We start from the raw sequence: 15313 nt of genomic DNA on the forward strand, positions 1-15313 counted from the left end.
TTATCCCTGCTTTCTGTTTTTTCTTGATGGACTGTTAGCCGAAAGATTCACAGTCATGGTGATGTGGTTTGTTTGCTGCTCAGCCATGCGGAAAACGGCTTCCAATGTGCTGAATACGTCATGCGCATCCCCGTCAAGCTCGCTCGTGTAATGGACACCCTGTACGAAAGTGCCTCGGGCTTTTGCAATGTCGACCGCCTTTTTAATCAATCCCATATAATCCGGCTCGTTCATTGGATAAAGGGCAAATTGGCACGGCGCTTCCGCCTTCAAGCCTCGGACAGCATCTTCATTGACACGCTTATCACCTTTGGAAAGATATGTATCCCCCTGTGTGTCACCCGGGCATCCAATGGAAAACGTGCCGTTCATGACGATGTGTTTTTCGCTGTTTGCTGCATGAAGGTAAATGGCTTTTGCAGCATCGAATACATGATCAATCGATCCGCGTAACACCGTGCTGATATGGTCGGTTTTCGTCCATACCTTGGATGTATCTGTTTTTTTCAGCGCAGACTTGATCACACTGATAAAATCATCCGTCATCGGATATAAAGAGAAGCGAAAACCGGCGATTCTGCTTGTACCGCAAATATGCTCCATTTCTCCGACCTCCTGTTTTTTTGGTAAAATAAAAAACTGCATATCCTAAGGGAATATGCAGTCATAGATCGATTAAGCGCACAAAAAATACACCATTCGGTCAACCTGCACTTCCCCACGCTGGTATTATCCAGATCGGGTCATAAGGGATCAAAGCGCGTTTCTTTCGCGCTTTATCTCAGCCAAAACAGCACCCCTAGTGCTTTCCGTATACAATTTTTTATTTTGACATCATAATAGATGATAAGAATCATTTTGTAAACAACGAAATCATTTTTTTCAAATAGGGACGGGAGAGGATGATCAAATTTGGAAAAAGGACACATATTAATTGTGGAAGATGAAGAAAAAATCGCCAGGGTTCTTCAGCTTGAATTGGAATATGAAGGATACAGCGTCACCATCAAACAAAATGGCACAGAAGGTCTGGATGCGGCAGCGGAGGGCGGGTATTCCTTGGTGCTTCTTGATGTCATGCTTCCGGGGCTTAGCGGACTGGAAGTGCTGCGCCGCTTGAGAAAAACGGATTCGCAGACACCGGTCATATTATTAACGGCGCGAGACAGTATTCCTGATAAGGTAACAGGTCTGGACATCGGTGCAAATGACTATGTCACCAAGCCGTTTGAAATCGAGGAATTGCTTGCGAGAATCAGGGCGGCGCTGCGACAAAATGGAACAAAAACTGAAGATATCGGCACCTTTCTTACATATGACGATTTGCGGGTGAACGAAAAAACCCGTGAAGTGAGACGCGGAGACAAAGAGGTGGAATTAACGCCGCGGGAATTTGATCTGCTCGTCTATATGCTAAAGCATCCGCAGCAAGTGCTGACACGGGAGCAAATTCTAAGCTCGGTATGGGGATTTGATTATATCGGTGATACCAATGTCGTGGACGTCTACATAAGATACATCAGAAAAAAACTGGACTATCCTTACGAAAAACAGCTGATCCATACGATTCGCGGGGTCGGCTATGCCATTAAGGGGTAAACGATGAAGCTGAAGACCAAGATTCATCTATACACTTCGCTATCACTGTTGATTTTATTAATTTTGGTTCATACCGCAGTATATCTCATTTTTTCGTCTGCGCTGACATCAAAGGATGCGGCCCGGCTTGCTGATGAGACGGATAACATTGCCGAAGCGCTGCGTGCCGCTGAAACAGAAGGAGTGGCTTTGCAGGATATGCTGCAGGCCTATCTTCCGGCAAATGGCATGGTGCGTGTAGTGAATGGTGATCAAAAAGCCGTTATGACGATCACAAAAGAAAAAGCCTATAAAGATTTTCCTCTCTCTTTTCATAGCGGAGAAAAGGCAGATGTGAGGAAACATGACGGCAAGCTGTTTGCCGAGGCTGCTGTTCCGGTGATTTGGACCGATGGACAAGTGGTGTCTCTTCAGCTGGTTGAAAGGCTTGAGAACACAGAAGAGAGTCTGTTTCTGTTGAAAATCATCTTAATCGCTGCAAGTGCTGCTGTCTGCATTGCTTCTTTTTTTGCAGGCAGCTTGCTAGCCCGCCGAATCATCAATCCGATCAGACGATTAATGATCACAATGAAAGACATACAGCGAGACAAAGAATTTAAAACGATTTCTTTAGAAGGACAGTCCAACGATGAATTGTATCAAATGGGGCTGACATTTAATGAAATGGCAATGATGCTGAAGGAGCACTATGATAAACAGCAGCAATTTGTTCAAGATGCTTCACACGAATTGAAAACGCCGCTCACCATTATAGAAAGCTACAGCAGCCTGATGAAGCGGTGGGGTGCAAAAAAGCCGGAGGTGCTTGAGGAGTCGATAGAAGCCATTCACTCAGAAGCGGTGCATATGAAAAAACTGACCAATCAGCTTTTGGCGCTGGCCAAAAGTCATCAAGAGCTTGAGCTTGATCTGAAAACAATCGATCTGATTGAAGCGGCGCGGGCGGTTATGCAAACGCTCCAGTCCGTTTATCAGCGTGACATATTGCTTGAAACAGATAAAGAGAGCCTGCTTGTAAAGGCTGATGAAGAACGCATCAAGCAGCTGTTGACCATTTTGCTTGATAATGCAATAAAGTATAGTGAAAAGCCTATTGAGATGTCAGCCGGAACGAGGAATGGACGGCCGTTTCTATCAGTGAGGGATGAAGGCATCGGAATACCTGAGGAGCATATCCCGCATTTGTTCGAACGGTTCTACCGGGCAGATGAGGCACGAAACAGAAAAACAGGCGGAACGGGTTTAGGCCTTTCCATTGCCAAGCAAATCGCCGATGAGCATGGCATTGAGCTGTCTGTCAAAAGCAAGCCGGGACGAGGAACAGCTGTCACCATGCAATTCAGCGAACAGAATGGGGGAGGCCGATGACTAAAACAATAAAAACAGTATCTTTTGCTGCAGTAGCCATTTTAGTTGTCATCATCTGTACGTTTCTCATCATTCGGCAAACCCATGAGAACGTATTGTCAAAGGAGACTGTCGTAAAAAAAGTCGAAGCCTCTTATGAAGGCAAGGTCACGAAAGCAACACAATCAAAGGATAAAAAAACATATGATATAACGCTTGAAAATCAAAAGGGAACTTACTTTGTAAAAGCAGACGCAATATCGGCTGACATTCTTTCAATGAATAGAGTAAAAGCAGTGAATCCATCTGCCATGACAGAAAAAGAAGCCGAGCATCTCGCGCTTGAGCGGGTGCCGGGAACGGTCAAAAAACAAACACGACAAAGTCGAGTTGCCACTTATACCATACAAAAAGAAGATGGAAAAACATACGAAGTGAAGGTAGACATGCAGGCAAAAACAGTCTTGTCTGCCGATCAAATCAGCAGCAAAGATCAACAAAAAACGCCGATTACGAAAAAAGAAGCCAAAACAATTGCAGAGCGAAAAACGGGCGGAACAGCGGATGACGCAGATCTCGAAGAAAGTGAGGGCACTCTCATCTTTGAAGTGGACGTTGATCTTCCTGATAATAAGGAAGCGACAGTGAAAATCAATGCCTACACAGGAAAGGTAGCTAACATTGTGTATGAAGACTGACGGTTTCTCATCAAATTCTCATCTTGCTCTCGTTTTCCTTTCATGTTGAGTGTGTAAACTGTACTCATACAAAACAAAGGAGGACTCACAAATGCTCAAGAAAAAATGGATGGTCGGTCTTTTAGCAGGGTGCCTAGCGGCCGGAGGATTCAGCTATAACGCGTTTGCCAAAGAAAACAATGAAAACAGACAGGCTTCTTCTAAGACGGATGCACTCACTGAACAAGAAGCAGAAGCAATTGCTAAAACAGTTGTTGACGGCACAGTAGAAGACATTGACAGAGACCTTTACAACGGCAAAGAAGTCTATGAAGTGGAGATTGAAAAAGAAGGTGAAGACTACGACGTTTATGTAGATATTCATACAAAACAAGCGCTTAATGACCCGTTAAAGGAGAAAGCAGAACAAGTCACCATAACCAAAGAAGAAGCTGAAGAAATTGCTTTAAAGCAAACAGGTGGAACCGTAACAGAAAGTAAGCTTGACGAAGATGACGGTGCTTACATCTATGAAATGGAAATCCAAACGAAGCAAGGAACTGAGACAGAATTTGAAATTTCCGCAAAAGATGGACGCATTATCAAACAGGAGATAGATGACTAATCAAAACCCCCGCTGCAGCGGGGGTTTTTCATGATAAGAAACCTTCTTTTGGACAATCTAAGTAGAAAAGGAGGCGAAACGCATGGAAAAGAAAGAGGAGCAATACATCAATCAGGCTGAATATGTCCCTCATCCGACGAAGGAAGGAGAGTATGCCTTATTTCTTCATGAAACGTATCATTTGCTTTCTGAAGATGACGAGACACAAACAACAGAATAAGGGCTTAGGCCCTTGTTTTGTTCCGTAATTGTGATGTAAGCGCATTTATTACTTTTTTGAGTTGACACAGCTTGTTTTTTTCTGTAATCTCAGTGTGTCAATTCAATTAGGAACTTCGTTAGGTGAGGCTCCTGTATGGAGATACGCTGCTGCCCAAAAATGTCCAAAGACGCCAATGGGTCAACAGAAATCATCGACATAAGGTGATTTTTAATGCAGCTGGATGCTTGTCCTATGCCATACAGTGCTAAAGCTCTACGATTGAAGGCGCCCGCACGCTTTTTTTGCCGTGCTTCTTTCACCTTCAATCCCGAAGGCTTTTTTTATGCCTTTAAAACGAAACCAATCAAAGGAGGTGCGGAGTATGGATTCTCCCCATTCGAGTCAATCTGAAGAAGTACCCATATACTATGACAGCAAGACAATTGATTACACGATGAGGAGACGAACTGCCGCACCTTCTGGCGAGGCCGGCACGTCTCCGTAGAGGAGGTACGAGTCCCGATGGTTCAAAACATGACCTATGACGAACTCATTTTACGCATCATTATTTTACTGCGAGACGGAAAAATCAGGGATTTTAGAAGTGTTATTGATGAGCTTCAGCCCTATGACATGGCATTTATTTTTAAAGAAATGCCGGAAAAACACCGCGCCCGCTATTTATCTTATTTAACTGTAGACGATATCACTGATATGATCGGGGAGCTGGAACGCGAATTTCAGCTTGTCGTCTTAAATAAAGTCGGAAAAACAAAAGCAACACTGGCGATGAACAAAATGGACAACGATGACCTCGCTCAATTGCTTGAAGAAATGGACGAAGAACTGAAGGAACAGCTTTTATCCAGCATGGAAGCGTCAGAGTCAAAAGCTGTACAGCTCTTAATGAATTACCCGGCTGATTCAGCGGGACGCATGATGACAAACCGGTATGTGTGGATTCCTCAGCATTACACGGTAAAAGACGCGGTCGTCAAACTGAAAAGCTTCGCTGAAATAGCTGAATCGATCAACTACTTATATGTTATTAATGAAAGCAAACAGCTGGTTGGGGTTCTTTCCTACCGCGATTTGATTCTGGGTGAACCTGAAGAAAAGGTGCAGGATTTAATGTTTACCCGCGTCATATCAGCAGATGCTCTTCAGGACCAGGAAGAAGTTGCCCGCCTGATTGAACGTTACGATTTTTTGGCAATACCGGTTGTAGAAGAAAACAACGTGCTTGTCGGCATTGTGACGGTCGATGATATTATCGACGTCGTTATTCGGGAAGCTGATGAGGATTACGAAAAATTTGCCGCTTCCGGTAAAGACATCACCTTTGACACAAAAGCTTACGTGGCGGCATACCGGCGCCTGCCATGGCTGATTTTACTCTTGTTTATCGGACTGATTTCAGGAAGCATTATCAGCTATTTTGAAGACGCGCTGAAGCAGGTTGTCGCGCTTGCGTTTTTCATGCCGATGGTGTCAGGGATGACAGGAAATACGGGAACACAATCTCTCGCGGTTGTTATCAGAGGTTTGTCTAAAGAAGAAATGAACAAAAAAACGATTGTGCGCCTGATCTTCCGGGAGTTCAGAACAAGTATTTTTATCGGAGCGGTTTGTTCTGTGCTGATTGCGATTGTTTCTATCATATGGCAGGGGAATGCGCTTTTGGGATTTGTTGTCGCCTCTTCACTGTTCTTAACCTTAATCATCGGCACGATGTCAGGAACGATTATCCCTATTATTTTGCACAAACTGAAAGTAGACCCGGCGATTGCTTCTGGACCGCTGATTACAACGTTAAACGATATTTTATCTTTATTAATCTACTTTGGCATTGCCACTGCATTCATTCACTCATTATAAACGTAAAAAGTCCGTCTCAACTGCGAGCCGGACTTTTATTATTTAACGGTTTTTGTACCGAAAGTGAGCATTAAGCTGCCCCTCCAGCATTTTTTTCCGCACTTGCGGATCGTTTTTTAACATCTGTTCTTTTTTGCGCATATCCTTTAAAATCTCTGCCGTCTGTACGCCGTCTTCACGCTTATTGGCGATATCCATCAGCCGCTCCACATCGGCAAAGGAGTATTTTCTTGTCCCCCTTGAAGAACGCTGCGGGTAAATGAGCTTTCGTTCCTCATAATACCTGATCTGTCTTACGGACAATCCTGTCAATTCACTCACAATTCCGATTGAAATCACTTTTTTGTCTTTATAAGAATGATCTTCTGTGGTCATTTTTCCACCCCTGGATGTCTTTTGATAATAGTATATAAAAAACAAAGAGAAAAAACCTAACGCTTGTCATATTTTCTAACATCAAATAGAAGATTTTTGAAAAAATACGGAAGAAAAATTAACAAGAATAATGCGTAACACCCAAGCACGTTTTATCCTTTATGTAACGAATCAAACAAGGAGGAAGGATAATCATGGAGGAAGAAAAAGCGGTCTCACTGGCAAAAGAAATTATAGAGTTGGATATCAAGCGTGATGAAATGCTGGAGACGTTTATGCAGCTTGCCGGAGAACAGGCTTTTCAATTATTAAGATCGGTTCAAAACGGACAATACCGAAAATCTTCGTAAACATAAATTCTTTACATTAGATTCATACCACGTTCATTTAAAAAGAGTATCTTTTGTATAGGATACCTCAAAATGAAGGAGGACGCTATGAGTAATTTATTGAAATCCGCTTTAGAAAAAGAACGACGCCATTATTCTGAAAAACTCTATCAGATTGGGGTTTATAATAAAGAGGTCATGAACAAAATGACGATTTCTGAGCTTCGAAAAGAATACGCTTATTTCTTTCGAAGCATTACAAATCATAAAAATTATCCTTATACAAGATAATGTATAAGGATTTTTTTGCTTTTAGAAGGAATTTCTCGAATTATAGCGAATACGTATAGTAAGGGACTGAACTCTTATTATATGTAAGGGTTTTCATTATTTTTTTATAAAAATCCTATATACGAGGTAGATATGATGAGATTATCGTTTAACGAAGAAGAAGTTGAGCGTGCGATGAATTTGTACAGAGTTTTTGCAAGGGCTTTCAAAAGTGTGTCCGAACATAGTATCCGTGATAGCAAAGAGCACGGTTTTAATCCCACTGAATTTGCTGTACTGGAGCTCCTGTACACAAGAGGCCCGCAAAAATTACAGCAAATTGGGTCGAGACTTCTGCTTGTAAGCGGAAACGTCACATATGTTATTGACAAACTAGAAAGAAACGGGTTTTTAGTAAGGGAGCAGGACCCGAAAGATAAACGCTCTGTTTACGCACATTTAACTGACAAGGGAAATGAGTATTTGGATAAAATTTATCCGATTCATGCACTGCGTATTGCGAGAGCGTTTTCAGGCCTTTCGCCTGATGAACAGGACCAGCTGATCGTCCTGCTCAAGAAAGCAGGCATACACAGCCAGCATTTGCTGTTTCGTTAACTATTCTACACTCTCTATTTCAGGAGAGTGTTTTTTTGTTTCCATATGATTCTTTTTAAAACATCTTCAATCTTCCTATCAGACATTTCGCCAAGGTATCCATTGACGTGTTTTTTATACTCCTTCATCTGTTCGTTCGATTGAAAAAATGCCGCGATATACTCTTCTGCTTTCTGCATGTCCCAGTTTCTCATATCTGTGACGAGCTTCCTTTCATGTAGGAGGATTAAATTCATTTCCTCCTGTCCCGGCAGTGCATGATAAATAAATACCGGAAGCCGTTTCTGTAAGCATTCACTGATGGTCACGCCTCCGGGTTTAGTCATGATGCCTGTCGACTGTTCGTACAAACGGTTCATCTCTGCTTTGCTGTGAAGGTAAGGAATCGCCTCAATCAAGGGGTGGTGTAAACTTTTGACATAGGAGTAGAGCTTTTCGTTTCTGCCGCATAATATTTTGTATAAGATCTTTCCGCCTGGCGACAGTTCCTGCACCCATTTTAAAATCCCGCCGACCCCCATACTGCCCCCTGTGATGATGATGGTATATGGCGGGTGGTGCTGCAAGGTATCTGCTGATTCCATTTCAAAATTTCGGTGAACTGGAATGCCGGTCAAGTATATGTTGTTCTGATCGATCCCCTCTGATATTAGCTGCTTCTTTACTTCCGTGCTCGGAACAAAATGGTAATCAATGTTCTTCCGTCCCCATAATTGATTCACGAAAAAATCAGTGTATACATTCACAACCGTCAGATTCGGATATTCAGGCTTTAGTCGGTTCAGCAGATAAGAAGGCAGCGCATGTGTGCAGAAGGCGATATCAGGCTGTTTTTCTTGGAGGATGTGCCTCATTTGCTGTGTGAACAGCCATTCGTACATGAAATAGCGTTTGTCATGCTGGAATTCTCCGCAGGCGAGGAGCCTGTAAATGCCGCTGTACGTTTTCGGGAAATATTGAATCCATTTTAAATAAGCCACGGAGGACAATTTTTTTAACCGGCTATACGCATGTGAAAAGATATCAATCTTTTCAGCTGCCAGCCCTTGAGACTCTAATTCAGCCTGTAATGCATCAGCCACATGATGATGGCCGGTGGAAATGCTTAAAAAAGGAAAAATGAGAATGTTTTTCATGACAGTCCTCCTAAAAAAATATGGCAACTATATTTTGAGGAGAACGTTCACAAAATATAAGGGTGTTTTTGATTATGAGGAAGGTGAAGAGATGAAAACCTGTTTCCTTTCCATATGGAGAGTGGTTGACCCGATTTATTTCTTTTTTTCAAGGCTAAGCTTGATTGACAACGATCAAAAAAGCGTTTTTCGAGTCAGGCTGACGAAGTATAAAGGACATCATGTCGTGCTGAGCGATGGAACGCATATTAGAAAAAATGATGTGCTCGTTAAAATTCATCTGCACAATATTAAGCTGATAAGAGAACTGCAAAGCATTGAGAGCGCGGTCAGAAAAGGAATCATTATTTATCAGAAAGTATATCAATCGATGCCGCTTCTTCTTGACTATATCAACAATCATAAAAAAAGCGAGAAAATCAAAGGAATCATTGGGATTACAATGCTTGACAAAGGTGTGGAAAGGCTCGGCTTTGATGTGATCACCCCGGTGAACCCTTTTTACAGATGTTTTAAAAAAGTGTCCCATGTGCCGATTTTATATTTGACTTCAAAGCCTGTGAGCTTGCGGCATTTACCGAATTCATCCTATTTGTTTATCTCAAAAGAAAAGCTGCAGAAAACCTATCAAAAAAAAGACTGATGCCTCGGTCAGCACAGTCTTTTTTGATTAAATCTGATGAAATGTCACTTCAGGACGGCTTCCGACACGGATATTTACGCCGGTTTGTCCCAAGCCCTCGCTGATATAAAATGGTTTATCGTGATGATAATGAAGGCCTTTAATCATGTTCATTCGCACGAGCTTTCCCATTTTCACCAAATGATACGGTTTTGGCCAGTGAATTTGCCCGCCGTGAAAATGCCCTGACAGCAGGTAATCATAATGAACATCTTTCATATCCAGAATAATATTTGGGTCATGTGTTAAGACAAGATGATAGCCATTTTCCAGACTTTGATAAGAGCCGGTGATATTACTCCGATTCGTACTGTAATCATCAATGCCGATAATATTGACTGGCCCTGCAGCCGTCTCGATTCGAACATGTTCATTTTGCAGCGTAATACAGCCGTTTTCCTCTAAAACTCGCTTCAATCTCCGAAAGTCCTCTTCTTTCAATACATAATCGTGGTTACCGAACACCGCGTACATTCCATATGCAGGCTTTAGCTTTTGCAAGGCGTTCAAGTAACCTGCCAGTTTCGGAATATTACGTTTCCGATCAAGAAAATCCCCGGTAAGAGCAATGATGTCCACAGGCTGATCTTTTGTTAAATGATACAGCTCCTCAGGTGAGACTGAAATGTTTTCCAAGTGAAGATCAGATAAATGAAGTATATTTAATTTTTTTCTGGCTGGAAGGCCGTCTTTTTGGTCGATTGAAATGGTGTTGACTTTCACATCTTTTGTATTGCGGTTCGCTTTATATAGAAATGGCACAAATACGAGTATGGCCAATGAAAGTAAGATTGTAAACAAAATATATCCCCTCCCTTCTATCAGTATAGTAAGTGATCAAGCCCTATGGATAGCGGGAATTAATGGGTAGAGACAGGTTGAAAAACGGATTGTCATATGATGAATGATTTGGAAGGGAAAAGGGATAATAAATTTTGACACATGAGGCAGAACATGCCGACGGAGTCAGAATAACAAATGGATGTGTAAGCAATGTTACGATTGATGAGACAACAAAAAAAAGAAACATATTATCTCTGGATCGCATTATTTCTTCTTTTATTGTATGTATCCCCGCTTTTTATTTTAAAGGAAGATGCCCATATCCGGGTCCACGATAATTTAGATTCCAACATCGCTTGGTACAAGGTTCTGGCCGATAGCGGAGAAATCGTCGGCAAGGTTGACGCCGCCATTCCGCAAATCATTAACGGGCTGCCCCGGGATGCCTTTGGCACCGAGTGGAGCGGAATTGTTTGGCTCCATGCTTTCTTTTCTTCCATGACCGCCTATGCAATAAGCCAGACGGTTACAAGAGTTGTCGCTTTTTTTGGAATGTATGTGCTGCTGAAGAAACATATAATCCCGGAACCAAAAGCGGCTTTCATCCGAATTGGCGTATCGCTTGCATTTGCCTTAACACCGTTCTGGCCTTCGGGAATGCTGAGTACGCTTGGGTACCCCTTGGCACTGTGGGCTTTTTTAAATATCCGAAAAGGGGATATCTCATGGAGAGAGTGGCTGACGCTGGGCTTGCTCCCTCTATACTCAAGCTTTGTTCTAGGCTTCTTCTTTTTCCTGGCAGGGATGGCGTGTTTTTGGCTTTATGATGCCATTACAAAAAGAAGATGGAATTTGATGTTCTTAGGCAGTATTGCATTTATGACGAGTATTTATCTTTTCGTTGAATATCGGCTTGTCTATTCGATGCTGTTTGAGCACGCACCGATGCATCGTATCGAATTTATCTCATCTAGGCATGACGTTTGGCATTCTCTTCGGCTTTCCGTAAAAAACTTTGTCTATGGCCATAATCATGTGATGACCGTTCATACCGTTGTCATCCTTCCGATCCTGCTGGTCGTATTTGCTGCTCTGCTGTTCAAACGAAATCGGACAAAGCCAGAAAATGTTTATCTGTTTTTATGTGTGCTTAATTACGGGTTGTCATTATGGTATGCGTTTTGGTTCAACAAAATTTGGGCTGTTCCGAAGCAGAAATTTGCTTTTTTAGCAGAATTTAATTTTGCCCGTTTTCATTTTCTTCGGCCGCTTGTTATATACGTGAGCTTTGCGCTTGCTTTATATCTCATTTGGCGGATGGGGAAAGGATGGAAATGGCTTGTGTACGCCGCAGTCGCTGCACAGCTGATGGTGTTGGCGCCTTTTAATGAAGAATATACGTATGGCGTTCATTACAACGCGCCGACATTCAGGGAGTTTTATGCATCAGAGCAATTCAAAGAGATTAAGGAATATATCGGACGTCCGCAAGATTCGTACAGGGTGGCGAGCATCGGACTGCATCCGTCTATCGCCCAATATAACGGGTTTTATACGTTAGATACGTATAACAATCTGTATCCGCTTTCATATAAATATGAATTTAGGAAAATCATCGAAAAAGAGCTGGAAAAAAATTCTCGGCTGAAACAATACTTTGATGAATGGGGCAGCCGCTGCTACCTTTTTGTCGATGAACTCGGTAAACGATATGATTTCAAAAAGAACTCGAAGAAAACGATCAACAACCTTCAATTAAATACAGATGTATTTAAAAAAATGGGCGGACGGTACATTTTTTCTTCAGTTCCGATCATGAATGCTGAACAAAACCATCTCGCGCTCGTAAAGACGTTTGACCATAAAGATTCCGCCTGGCGCATTTATTTATATGAAACAAGATAAGGAGGATATCGATTGAAACAGTCACAGCCAGTATTAACCATCGTCGTCCCGTGTTTCAATGAAGAGGAAGTGTTTCAAGAAACAAGCCGTCAGCTGACAGAGGTTGTAGATGATTTAATTGAAGAAAAATTAATTGCTGAAGACAGTAAAATTCTGTTTGTCGATGATGGCAGCAAAGACCGCACTTGGGCTTTAATTGCTATGGAGAGCATAAGAAACAAGAAGGTTACCGGCTTAAAATTAGCCTGCAATGTCGGCCACCAAAAAGCGCTTTTAGCCGGACTGCATAAAGCGAAGAATAGGTCAGACTGCGTCATTTCGATCGATGCTGATCTTCAGGACGACATCTCTGTGATCCGGGATTTTATGCTGAAATATCATGAGGGCTGCGAGATCGTTTACGGTGTACGCCGGAGCAGAAAAACCGATACCTTTTTCAAGCGCACGACCGCGTTAGGGTTTTATCGTCTCATGAATAAGCTTGGGATTAAATTAATTTATAATCATGCTGATTTTCGTTTAATGAATAAAAGGTCCCTCGAAGAGCTTGAGCGTTATCCGGAAGCGAATCTGTTTTTAAGAGGTATTGTCCCCATGATCGGCTTTAAATCGGCCGAAGTTTTGTATGACCGCAAGGAACGCTTTGCCGGCAAAACGAAATATCCGCTGAAAAAGATGCTATCCTTCGCTTTTAACGGGATTACTTCATTCAGTGTCGCACCAATTCGATTCTTTACGCTTTTAGGGTTTGTTTTGTTTTTCCTCAGCGCTGTGGCAGGGATTGGCGCGTTTATTCAAAAGCTGCTCGGCCATACGAATGCAGGCTGGGCGTCTCTTATCATATCCATTTGGTTTTTGGGCGGGCTGCAATTGATGGGAATTGGAATTATCGGAGAGTATATTGGAACGATTTTTTCTGAAGTGAAAAGACGGCCGAAATACGCGATTGATATTGATTTGTATAATGAACAGCTGAGCCCGCTTCAGCGCCAGGAAAAAGAGCGGTTAGAAAAAAAGTACAGTTAAACACGGAAAGAGCTGACTTCATTAGTCAGCTCTTTTTCTTCAACTGATGCAATATAGCGCTAAGCGGTTCGTCTTGCGGGTTGCGGTAAAAATCAAAAAATGGGCAGCCCTGCTTCTTAATTCGATCGATGACCGTATCAATTGTAAACAGAGCGGGTGTTAAAGATGATTGCACCTCATGCCAGTAGAGCGGGGCTGCAACAGTCCCAAGCTCATTTCCTCTCGTCGAATAGGGACAGATAATCGTTTTTCCTTCTGCATGCTGCAAATAATCAAGATACAATTTGCCGTGTCTGTTTTTAATCAAGCGTTCAGTGGTAAATAGCTCGGGAAATGCATTGGTGCAGTACTCTGCGATCAGCTGCGTAAAGTGGCGTGTTTCTTCATACGTAAATGCCTCGGGAGACAAGGGAATATAAAGCTGGATGCCTTTGTTGCCGGACAGCTTCGGGTACGATGTGATGCCAAAGGAATCCAACAGCCGCTTCAGTTCATTTGCGGCCTGCACGGCCATAAGAAAGTCATCTCGCGAAGGCGGGTCTAAATCAATGACAATCTCAGCCGGACGCCTGCTTTTAATGGTTTGAAAAGGAACGTGAAACTCCAAAGCAAGCTGGTTGCAAAGCCATAGCAATGTAGACATATCCTCACAGACAATATGTTCATGGCTTCCATCATAGAAAGATTGAACAAAATCCGGCGCATAGTCCGGCTTGTTTTTTTGGAAAAATGATTCGCTCCTAGATCCATGCGGATAGCGGATGACGGTGACAGCCCGGTTTTTCAGAAATGGGAGCAGATAGTCACTGACTTCAATCATATACTGAATAAAATCTTCTTTTGTTTTTTTATTCTTTTCAAATATGATTTTATCCAGGCTTGTGAACTGGAGCTTTGGGTGAACCGGTTTGGAGTGTCGTATGACTTGCGCATATGTGCATTCGGTCCAGTCCATTTGGAATTCGAAACCGATAAACGATACCTCTCTTAATGTGCCTTGGAGAATTGTTAAGTATTGAACAGCTGCACAAATCGAAGGTTCAAGCGTAAATTCGCCTGAGGGTGTTTGCTGTCCGTGCTGTTCCATAATCTTGCGTATAGCGCTTTTTTCCTCATCGCGCATTCCGTGCGAGACAGAGGCAATCGGTGTCATTATTCCGTTTTTTAACACAGATACCGTCAGAAACCCGTTGTTAGGGTTGAACCCTGTTATGCAAACATAAGCTTGTTTAAAGTTTTTATATTTGAGCCAATCGGACGACCGCTTCTTTTCAAGCCATTTGCTGTTTGTTTTCTTCGCTACAATTCCTTCTCCGTCATATTTTATTACCATCTCCCAGAGTTGATCAAAATGATCATAACAGGGAATGGATTGAATGGTTTCTTTTGCGTAAGGATCTGGAGATGCAGGAAGCTTTGCTGCGGATATGAGTTCACGCAGAGATTTTTTGCGGTCCAAATACGAAAGAAGCGTTACATCTTCTCCGCTTCGCTCTAACAAATCAAAGGCGAGAAAGCAGCACGGCCGCGCGTTTGCCGATTCCTGAATCTTGTCTGGCCTTTTCAAACGCCCCCGCACTTGAAGGTGTTCAAAATCTGCACGACAAGGATTCACCAAACATACGATTTCACCATCAAGTGTCAGCGGAAGCTCTTTTTCCATGTGCTGAAAGGCAGTTTTGGCGAATTGTGTGATTTCAGGGAAGGTGCTGCTGAGCTCCACACCATTTCTGCTGGTTAAGGTCACACCTGAAGAATGGATGCGGAGAATACAGCGGTACCCATCATATTTTACTTCGTAACGCCATTCTGCTCCGATTGGCGGTGACGAAGTTAAGACCGGCTGCATGGTAAACGCCAT

18 protein-coding genes and 2 riboswitches are annotated in these 15313 nt (G+C 42.7%); of the genes, 13 read left to right on the forward strand and 5 right to left on the reverse strand.

What is annotated here, in order from left to right; genetic code table 11:
- Positions 1 to 603, reverse strand: a complete 603-nt coding sequence (gene thiU, locus MHB62_RS07100) for an HMP/thiamine ABC transporter substrate-binding protein ThiU (protein WP_019712474.1) — start codon at positions 601 to 603, stop codon at positions 1 to 3.
- 95 nt (positions 604 to 698) lie between these two features.
- A riboswitch (TPP riboswitch) is annotated at positions 699 to 811 on the reverse strand.
- 101 nt (positions 812 to 912) lie between these two features.
- Here thiU and ykoG point away from each other — a divergent pair.
- The 7 genes from ykoG to mgtE all read left to right on the forward strand — a co-directional run bounded on the left by ykoG (position 913) and on the right by mgtE (position 6328).
- A complete protein-coding gene (gene ykoG, locus MHB62_RS07105) occupies positions 913 to 1599 on the forward strand; it encodes a two-component system response regulator YkoG (protein WP_019712475.1) in 687 nt (228 codons plus the stop codon).
- 3 nt (positions 1600 to 1602) lie between these two features.
- Positions 1603 to 2967 carry a two-component system sensor histidine kinase YkoH gene (ykoH, locus tag MHB62_RS07110; RefSeq protein WP_032721405.1) on the forward strand — a complete coding sequence of 455 codons (1365 nt, stop codon included), beginning with the start codon at positions 1603 to 1605 and terminating at the stop codon, positions 2965 to 2967.
- Positions 2964 to 3644, forward strand: coding sequence for a PepSY domain-containing protein (locus MHB62_RS07115; protein ID WP_015252235.1), 681 nt, complete (start codon positions 2964 to 2966; stop codon positions 3642 to 3644). The genes ykoH and MHB62_RS07115 overlap by 4 nt, the downstream gene beginning before the upstream one ends.
- Positions 3645 to 3735: 91 nt before the next feature.
- A complete protein-coding gene (locus MHB62_RS07120) occupies positions 3736 to 4248 on the forward strand; it encodes a PepSY domain-containing protein (protein ID WP_032721406.1) in 513 nt (170 codons plus the stop codon).
- An 82-nt stretch (positions 4249 to 4330) separates the two neighbouring features.
- Positions 4331 to 4468 (forward strand): transcriptional regulator SplA domain-containing protein, encoded by a 138-nt coding sequence (locus MHB62_RS07125; RefSeq protein WP_003218541.1) that lies wholly within the window; start codon positions 4331 to 4333, stop codon positions 4466 to 4468.
- 107 nt (positions 4469 to 4575) lie between these two features.
- A riboswitch (M-box (ykoK) riboswitch) is annotated at positions 4576 to 4741 on the forward strand.
- Between the two features lie 91 nt (positions 4742 to 4832).
- Positions 4833 to 4955, forward strand: coding sequence for a hypothetical protein (locus tag MHB62_RS07130; protein WP_009967087.1), 123 nt, complete (start codon positions 4833 to 4835; stop codon positions 4953 to 4955).
- Between the two features lie 17 nt (positions 4956 to 4972).
- Positions 4973 to 6328 carry a magnesium transporter gene (gene mgtE / locus MHB62_RS07135; protein WP_003232543.1) on the forward strand — a complete coding sequence of 452 codons (1356 nt, stop codon included), beginning with the start codon at positions 4973 to 4975 and terminating at the stop codon, positions 6326 to 6328.
- A gap of 42 nt (positions 6329 to 6370) precedes the next feature.
- On the opposite strand, the gene tnrA is transcribed toward mgtE, so the two are convergent.
- Entirely contained in the window at positions 6371 to 6703 is a 333-nt protein-coding gene (gene tnrA / locus MHB62_RS07140; protein WP_003232541.1) for a MerR family transcriptional regulator TnrA, read from the reverse strand.
- Between the two features lie 194 nt (positions 6704 to 6897).
- On the opposite strand from tnrA, the gene MHB62_RS07145 reads away from it, so the two are divergent.
- The 3 genes from MHB62_RS07145 (at position 6898) to MHB62_RS07155 (ending at position 7920) form a co-directional block, all read left to right on the forward strand.
- Positions 6898 to 7053 carry a hypothetical protein gene (locus tag MHB62_RS07145; RefSeq protein ID WP_003232538.1) on the forward strand — a complete coding sequence of 52 codons (156 nt, stop codon included), beginning with the start codon at positions 6898 to 6900 and terminating at the stop codon, positions 7051 to 7053.
- Positions 7054 to 7140: 87 nt separating this feature from the next.
- Complete coding sequence (gene ykoL / locus MHB62_RS07150; RefSeq protein ID WP_003245766.1) at positions 7141 to 7323, forward strand: stress response protein YkoL; 183 nt, start codon at positions 7141 to 7143, stop codon at positions 7321 to 7323.
- A 132-nt stretch (positions 7324 to 7455) separates the two neighbouring features.
- Positions 7456 to 7920, forward strand: coding sequence for a MarR family winged helix-turn-helix transcriptional regulator (locus MHB62_RS07155; RefSeq protein WP_003232536.1), 465 nt, complete (start codon positions 7456 to 7458; stop codon positions 7918 to 7920).
- Positions 7921 to 7934: 14 nt separating this feature from the next.
- Here MHB62_RS07155 and MHB62_RS07160 read toward each other — a convergent pair whose 3' ends face one another.
- A complete protein-coding gene (locus MHB62_RS07160) occupies positions 7935 to 9056 on the reverse strand; it encodes an MGDG synthase family glycosyltransferase (RefSeq protein ID WP_015715770.1) in 1122 nt (373 codons plus the stop codon).
- 91 nt (positions 9057 to 9147) lie between these two features.
- Between MHB62_RS07160 and MHB62_RS07165 the strand changes: the two genes are divergently transcribed.
- Positions 9148 to 9699, forward strand: coding sequence for a YkoP family protein (locus tag MHB62_RS07165; RefSeq protein WP_003245777.1), 552 nt, complete (start codon positions 9148 to 9150; stop codon positions 9697 to 9699).
- A gap of 27 nt (positions 9700 to 9726) precedes the next feature.
- On the opposite strand, the gene MHB62_RS07170 is transcribed toward MHB62_RS07165, so the two are convergent.
- On the reverse strand, positions 9727 to 10539 hold the full coding sequence (locus MHB62_RS07170) for a metallophosphoesterase (protein WP_015715771.1): 813 nt from the start codon (positions 10537 to 10539) through the stop codon (positions 9727 to 9729).
- 192 nt (positions 10540 to 10731) lie between these two features.
- On the opposite strand from MHB62_RS07170, the gene MHB62_RS07175 reads away from it, so the two are divergent.
- Together MHB62_RS07175 and MHB62_RS07180 are read left to right on the forward strand one after the other, a co-directional pair.
- On the forward strand, positions 10732 to 12426 hold the full coding sequence (locus MHB62_RS07175) for a DUF6044 family protein (RefSeq protein WP_015715772.1): 1695 nt from the start codon (positions 10732 to 10734) through the stop codon (positions 12424 to 12426).
- A 12-nt stretch (positions 12427 to 12438) separates the two neighbouring features.
- Positions 12439 to 13452 carry a glycosyltransferase family 2 protein gene (locus MHB62_RS07180; protein WP_015252230.1) on the forward strand — a complete coding sequence of 338 codons (1014 nt, stop codon included), beginning with the start codon at positions 12439 to 12441 and terminating at the stop codon, positions 13450 to 13452.
- A 25-nt stretch (positions 13453 to 13477) separates the two neighbouring features.
- Here the strand turns inward: MHB62_RS07180 and MHB62_RS07185 are convergent, their stop codons facing one another.
- Positions 13478 to 15313 carry a DNA ligase D gene (locus tag MHB62_RS07185; protein WP_015715773.1) on the reverse strand — a complete coding sequence of 612 codons (1836 nt, stop codon included), beginning with the start codon at positions 15311 to 15313 and terminating at the stop codon, positions 13478 to 13480.

This window comes from Bacillus sp. FSL K6-0255 (assembly GCF_045040725.1).
GTDB classification, from domain to species: Bacteria; Bacillota; Bacilli; order Bacillales; family Bacillaceae; genus Bacillus; species Bacillus subtilis.

Excerpts from the sequence above, each read along its gene's own strand:
- ykoL (WP_003245766.1), top strand. The coding sequence starts at position 7,141 with ATGAGTAATTTATTGAAATCCGCTTTAGAAAAAGAACGACGCCATTAT.
- tnrA (WP_003232541.1), bottom strand. The coding sequence starts at position 6,703 with ATGACCACAGAAGATCATTCTTATAAAGACAAAAAAGTGATTTCAATC.
- mgtE (WP_003232543.1), top strand. The coding sequence starts at position 4,973 with ATGGTTCAAAACATGACCTATGACGAACTCATTTTACGCATCATTATT.
- MHB62_RS07165 (WP_003245777.1), top strand. The coding sequence starts at position 9,148 with ATGAAAACCTGTTTCCTTTCCATATGGAGAGTGGTTGACCCGATTTAT.
- MHB62_RS07145 (WP_003232538.1), top strand. The coding sequence starts at position 6,898 with ATGGAGGAAGAAAAAGCGGTCTCACTGGCAAAAGAAATTATAGAGTTG.
- ykoH (WP_032721405.1), top strand. The coding sequence starts at position 1,603 with ATGAAGCTGAAGACCAAGATTCATCTATACACTTCGCTATCACTGTTG.
- MHB62_RS07115 (WP_015252235.1), top strand. The coding sequence starts at position 2,964 with ATGACTAAAACAATAAAAACAGTATCTTTTGCTGCAGTAGCCATTTTA.
- MHB62_RS07130 (WP_009967087.1), top strand. The coding sequence starts at position 4,833 with ATGGATTCTCCCCATTCGAGTCAATCTGAAGAAGTACCCATATACTAT.
- MHB62_RS07175 (WP_015715772.1), top strand. The coding sequence starts at position 10,732 with ATGTTACGATTGATGAGACAACAAAAAAAAGAAACATATTATCTCTGG.
- MHB62_RS07160 (WP_015715770.1), bottom strand. The coding sequence starts at position 9,056 with ATGAAAAACATTCTCATTTTTCCTTTTTTAAGCATTTCCACCGGCCAT.
- MHB62_RS07125 (WP_003218541.1), top strand. The coding sequence starts at position 4,331 with ATGGAAAAGAAAGAGGAGCAATACATCAATCAGGCTGAATATGTCCCT.
- thiU (WP_019712474.1), bottom strand. The coding sequence starts at position 603 with ATGGAGCATATTTGCGGTACAAGCAGAATCGCCGGTTTTCGCTTCTCT.
- MHB62_RS07185 (WP_015715773.1), bottom strand. The coding sequence starts at position 15,313 with ATGGCGTTTACCATGCAGCCGGTCTTAACTTCGTCACCGCCAATCGGA.
- MHB62_RS07155 (WP_003232536.1), top strand. The coding sequence starts at position 7,456 with ATGATGAGATTATCGTTTAACGAAGAAGAAGTTGAGCGTGCGATGAAT.
- MHB62_RS07120 (WP_032721406.1), top strand. The coding sequence starts at position 3,736 with ATGCTCAAGAAAAAATGGATGGTCGGTCTTTTAGCAGGGTGCCTAGCG.